At 33.7% G+C, this 6,855-nt stretch carries 2 protein-coding genes; both read left to right on the top strand.

What is annotated here, in order from left to right; all coding sequences use genetic code 11:
- Window positions 1–49: 49 nt before the first annotated feature.
- Window positions 50–205: a hypothetical protein gene (locus HCB45_RS14055; protein ID WP_185318261.1), complete on the top strand. Its 156-nt coding sequence runs from the start codon at window positions 50–52 to the stop codon at window positions 203–205.
- A gap of 352 nt (window positions 206–557) precedes the next feature.
- Complete coding sequence (gene lcp / locus HCB45_RS14050; RefSeq protein ID WP_185620306.1) at window positions 558–6,590, top strand: putative cellulose-binding protein LCP; 6,033 nt, start codon at window positions 558–560, stop codon at window positions 6,588–6,590.
- The last annotated feature ends 265 nt before the right edge of the window (window positions 6,591–6,855 follow it).

Here is a 6,855-nt window from a genome sequence, read left to right as displayed (position 1 = left end):
AATATAGTATTATATACATCTTATAATAAATAGAACATTTGAAGAACTAATGCTAGATACTTTACGAAAAGCAGTAGAAAAAGGTGATACAAACGATGGTTTTGTCTTGGTCAGCCAAATTGCTGCTTTAATTACAGAAATCAAACCTTGTAAAGAGATTTTTGAAGAGATAATATATGTTGATATAAAGCGAAATTTGTTGTGAGAGAAACGAATCCAAAAAATTAGCTGATAAAAAAATAAATAGTACAAAAGAGAAGATAATTTTCTATCTTCTCTTTTTAAATGGAGGTTTTTATAGTTGAAAAACCTGGAAGATGTTACAAAAAGATGAAGGTGATTTACTAAAAACACATGATTTAGTTGTAAATGATTATTTGAATTTGCGTTGATTTCTATCATAATTACAATATAGTTTGCTAAAAGAAAAATATATAAACTCTATAAAACAAGCTGGAAAAACTTTTTTAGCTTCAACAATTAACTTAATACCTGCAATAATTTTTTTATTACCCACGTATTAACATACATCAAAAATGAGAAGGAGACACGCATATATGACTATTAAAACGACCGGTATAAAACGTTCTTTGCTTTTATTTTTAACAACCATATTAGTACTAAGTCAACTGAACCTCGCATCATTCACAGTATTTGCTGCAGAGACTGATAATGAGGTAATTTCCTATGAGGTTCAAAAAGACATTTCTAGTGATAAAAAGAAAGCAAACCTCAAAATCAAAACGGCACCAAAAGATAATAAAATCGAAATTTTAACAATCGAAACACCTGATGGAAAAATAGTAAAAGGCCAAGAAGCGGAATATACAGCTGAAAAAAATGGTTCTATTGATTTTCTAATCACTTATAAAGAAATTAATTCAGATAAAGAAGCACAAACCTTCACCGCATCTTATGAAGTTAGTGGTATTTCTACTGAAAAAGAAGTAAGTCCAGCAGAGCAAGAAGCTCCAAAACAAGAACAAACTTCTGAACCAGAAAATGAAACTACTAAAAACACGCTGAAAAGCTTAAAAACCGAAAACTCTACCGTAACTTTAAATATCCCTGACTATGATAAGAAAGCCTGGGCTAATGGTGCTATTAAAGATGTTACTGTAACAGCAGTATTTAATGACGATAATTCTAATGATAAGAAAGTGAATTTTACTTTACCAGATGGCATGCGTTTTGTTACAATCCCAGTTCCAACAAGTTACCAAGCACCGAAAACTGTTGATGCTGGAATATTAAGTACTTTAAGCTCAGGAGATCCGCTGGGAAGTGCAATTAATTCTGTCACAATTCCTAATAAGGAAACAAACTATAATAGCGGGACTTATGGAACGGTAAGTTATAATTTAGACCCAGGAACTGAAAGAGTTACCTTTACTTTTTCTGTACGCGTGGACGGGGCTAAATACTATGGAGCGACTGATATAAAAGATCCTATTAAAGTAGAAACTTTCATGGGTGAAGGAGACACACCTGTAGCAACTGCTGAACAAAGTATTCATGCTGAAGGAAAAAAAGTTATTGGTTATGCAGAACAGGATAGCCTCCAAACGATGTTCCGTAACTACTATACACAAAAAGTTCTACCAGAGGTTTTACCTAGTACTGATGATGTAGCTTCATATAATTATACAAAATTTTATTCAGTAATAAATGGTATAAATCAAGAAGACGGTCGTGGAGCAAGATATTTTGTTCCTAAAAATGTTACCACTACACTTTATTATCCAGAAGGTATGGAGTATGTAGGAGTTGTTAACCAGTCAGGGAGCTTAATTAGTAGTAGTGATAAGAGAACAGTAACTCATTATCCTGAGGAAAATAAAGTAGTCGTTGATTTTAATCAAATGTCTTACAATGGTGTAGCTGACTCTGTATTTGCAGTAAAATATAAAGTACCTAAAGGGACGAACCCAGGTGTATATTCGGCGCCAAAAGTACCTCATGCAGTTATGACGGCATATGATGGAACAGTATTTGAATCAGATGCATTATCAAATATTGCGGCTGATTTAACTACACTTGCCCCAGTAGATACTTGTAAAGTTGTAGATTCAACAGAAAATAAAATGACTATAACAACAAATGGCAGAAATATTAATCCTAATAACGAAACTTGGGCTGGCAGTGTAATAGTAAGCAATAAAGCTACAGCAGGAGTTAAAACAAATCAAATTTACGATATTAAGTTTGACGACAACTGGCAAGCTTATATTGTCAATTTACCTTGTGATGGGACTATTTCAGGGAATAAAGTAACTGATATCCAATATAAAACAAATTTAAATTCAGAGTTTCGAACGTACAATGGTACACTTCCAAAAACTAATGGTAATAAAATGGCTCAACTTCATGCAGATGCAGTAGGACTAAAAGATGGAGAGTATTTTACAGAAGTAAAAGCAAATGTAGGTGATTTCTCTGTAGGTTTTACAAATGTAGAAGAGTCAGGCTATTTCCGCTCGTTATCTACTGCTTCTTATGGACTCGTTAAACCAGGTATTCAATCTGTTCAATTTAAAGCGAGCATTTGGGATGCAGAAGATGAAGAAAGTACAAAAGTTAATGGAACATCAACATATTCAGTTGCAAATATTAGTACTTCAGCTGCGAATGGAACTGCTAATTTCTACAACCAGGACGGAGCGCCAACTAAAACAGCTCGTGCTGGAGATAAAATAACTACAAAAGCAACATTACGCTTGTTTGATTATCCTTATGGTACTAGAACAGTTCTTAGTGACCCTGAGATATATTTACGTCAAATAGAGGGTTCAAGAATACAACCAACTTCTATTAAATTAACAGATCAGGATGGAAAAGATGTTGATTTTACGGTTACACAAGAAACAGCTAAAAATGGAGACAAAGTTTATGTTTTAAAAACTACTGATGTATTAGTAGGCGAATTTATTGGTTATCCATATAAAGCGCAGTATTTGAATATTAGCTATGATACTTCATTTGATGTTACTTTAAATAAAAGTATTCATACAGATATTCAAGAATTACTTGCTTGGGGTGGACCTAATGTAACATCTGCTTTAGCTACAAATAAATTTTCGGATATTGGTCTAGATGTTAATAATAATGGTAAGGACAATGAAAACTTACTTTCTACTAATGCTAGTGCTTTAAGCGTACCGAAACAAGACACAGTATCAGTAGAAACGTTCTTGAATATTGCTGGAGAAGGAGAGAAATCACCTTATGTAGAAGGGGATGATAGTACTGTATCCTATTTTACTCCGGGAACTGATGCTGATTACACCGTTAAAGTTACTAATACTTCTAATGATAGTGCTAGAACTTTTGAGCTCTACATTCCGATTCCAAAAACAGGACAAAATTTTGGATCAAAATTCCAACCAGAAGCATTTAAATGGGATATGAAATTAAATGATGCTATTCAACTGACAGCTTTACAACAAGAACAATTTGATGTTAGTTATACAACAGAAGCGAATGCGGATAACTATGATTCATCTAGTATTTACCAAAGTTCTCTTTCCAGTTATGAGAAAGTTAATATGGTTAAAATTAAAGTTAAAACGGAAATTGCTTCTGGAGAGACACAAGTGTTTAAGATTCCATTAAGAGTTGATGAAACTTTTGAATCTGCGACAACTGACAATAAAATTAGTGAACGCGATGTTTATAACCCATATTATCGTGTTATAACTAATACTTACTCTGGATCACTATCCGGTACAAGAGTAGGAGCAGAACTAGTTATCGTAGAACTAGCTGGTGTATTATTTGAAGATAAAAATGTTAATGGATTATATGAAGAATCAAAAGGTGATAAACCATTAGCCAATGAAACAGTTGAACTATACAAATGGAACAATTCAACTTCAACATATGAACCTGCTAAAAATAATGGAGAAAATGTAACAACAAAAACAAACGCTAATGGAAAATATAAATTTGATTATACTTTAGGCGTTGATTATGGAAATTATGCTGTTAAATTCCCTGAAAAGGAAGGTTATCAATATACCTTACAAAACATAGGTAAAGATGGTACGATTGATAGCAATCCACCAAATACGGGCGCAGACAAAGGTTGGGTTAAAAATATTGACCCGGTCCAACCATCTGCTCAAAACATTAATGCTGGTTACTTTGCTTATTCTCCAGAACAAGATTTAAAAGTAAATTTAGACAATAAACTTGTTCAAACCGGAAGTAGTTTAACAGTAACTTTACCCAAAGTAACATCTACAAGCGGGGAAGCAGCTGAAAACACGATTGAACCAGAATTCTTCCAAAATATTCAAGCGAAAACAGATGGCTACAAATGGACAACTGCAAATACTGGAATTGCTACTGTACAAACTTTAAGTGATGGGTCTGGCGCAATTGTCGGAGGCTCTACTAATGGAAAAACTTTAGCAGCAACAGATTTAAATGTTGAAATTCAAGATATATTTGGAACTAAAAAAACTTCTACTGCGCCAGTTTATGTAAAAACAGCTGATGGTAAAGTAGTGCAGAAAAATCAGTTCACTTTAGGGGCGACAGATTTCTCCATAGAATATAAAGACGCTCAAAAACTGACAGAAACTGAATCACTTGATTTAGCTAAAACAGCTGCTTTTGAAGAAGTGAAAGATGGCGTGAATTCAAGTGCACAAGCTGTTACAGTTCAAGCAGATACAACACAACTAAATGCAATTCAAAAAGGTTCAAAAAATGGCGGAATTTACCCGCTAACTTACAAAGTAAACAAAGATGGCAAAGAAGCAGAAGTTACTATTCAAGTAACAGTTGCAAAAGACTTAACTACAATTAATGCCCATGATTCCACGATTTATATAGGTGATAATTGGACAGCATCAGACAACTTTGATAGTGCAGTAGACAAAGAAGGAAATCCAGTAGCGTTTAAAGATGTAGAAGTTACAGGTACTGTAGATACTAATACAGCAGGAATATATCCAGTAACTTACACATATAATGGAGTTTCAACTACTATTAATGTCAAGGTAAAAGCTATTTTAACAGCAGTAAATGCCCATGATTCCACTATTTATACGACTGACAGCTGGACACCAGCAGATAATTTTGATAGTGCGCTAGATAAAGACGGGAATCCAGTAAATTTAGCAGATATCACTGTTACTGGTAGTGTGAATACAAAACAACCTGGTAATTATAATGTCACTTATTCCTATAAAGGGGCTTCGATGACTATTACCGTTACTGTAAAGGAAAATAAAGAGGGTATCAATGTTCATGATTCTTCCATTTACGTAGGAGAAGATTGGTCTAGAGAAGATAATTTTGATAGTGCTGTAGACAAAGACGGCAATACTATTAAATTTGAAGATGTAAAGGTAACCGAAAATCCAACTGTGAACGTAAATAAAGCAGGAACATACAAAATCACATATAGCTATGATGGAATTTCTAAAACGATTACGCTTACTATCAAAGAAATTAAAACAGCAGTAAATGCCCATGATTCCGTTGTATATTTAGACGAAGCATGGGATGCGGAGGATAATTTTGATAGTGCTCGTGATAAAGATGGTAATCCAGTAGCGTTTACGGATGTTCAAGTAAGCGGGACTGTGGATACTAGTAAAGCAGGAACATATCCAATAACTTATACGTATGATAATGTTTCTATTACTGTTCAAGTTAAGGTCGAAAATCCTAAAACAGCAGTAATTGCTCACGATTCTATCATCTATGTAGGTGATGACTGGTCTGCTAAAGATAATTTTGATAAAGCTGTAGATAAGGCAGGAAATCCAGTAGCATTTAAAGATATTACTGTAAAAGAATCACCAGAAGTAAATCCAAATACGCCAGGTGAATACACAGTGACATATAGTTATGAAGGTGTGTCTACCACTATTCTTGTAACTGTCAAAACAAGAGAAACAACGGTGAAAGCCCATGACAGCACAATTTACGCTGGTGAAAAATGGAATGCTCAAGACAACTTTGACGGAGCAAAAGATAAACGAGGAGATAAGGTTTCATTTGCTGATATTACAGTAATTGGAACAGTAGAAAGTAAAACACCCGGAACGTATGAAGTGAGTTATCTTTATGATGGTGTTAAAGCAATAGCTCATATCACTGTTCTAAAAAATAAAGCTGAAATTATTGTAAAAGACAGCATTATTAAAACTAGTGAAAAATGGAGTGCAAAAGATAATTTTGTTCGAGCAACATCAAGAGATGGACAATCTATACCATTTTCAAAAGTAAAAGTAAGTGGTACTGTTAATACTAAAAAAGTAGGAACATACAAAGTAGAATATACTATTGATCCGAATGAAGGAACCGCTGATGCTGGTAAAGAACAATTAACTGTTACAGCTACTGTAAAAGTAGTTGAACAAAATGAAACGCCTAGCAAGAGTTCAAATAGTAATAGCTCAAGTAATTTAACAATTTCTAGTAACGCACAGCACTCAGCAACCTACGAAGAATCAAAAGCTATACCAAAAACTGGAGATCAAAGTAATCCATGGATAATTTGGTTAGGGATTAGCTTAATAGGATTAGGCGTGTTGCTATGGTTAAATGCACAAAGAAAGAAGAAACATGAATAATAAAGAAATACCAGTAGAGGAAGAATATGCAGTTTTATTCTACTCTCGTTAAGTGCTGAAAGTGAGCTCGATTTTGTACTTGCTTTCATTCAGGTGTGATTGTAGAATGACTACAATCACACTTTTTTTATTTTCATCTCAGTTTTTTGAGATAGTTCTTTTTTGAGTGATGAAATTATTCAGGTGCTGATTATATGTTCATTCCTATACTAACGCTATTATATTGTTAAAAACTAAGTATGGAACTGCAAAGGGCATGAAATTT

Origin of the sequence: Listeria farberi (assembly GCF_014229245.1) — a bacterium.
Lineage (GTDB): Bacteria > Bacillota > Bacilli > Lactobacillales > Listeriaceae > Listeria > Listeria farberi.
This window is presented reverse-complemented; position numbering and strand designations above follow the sequence as displayed.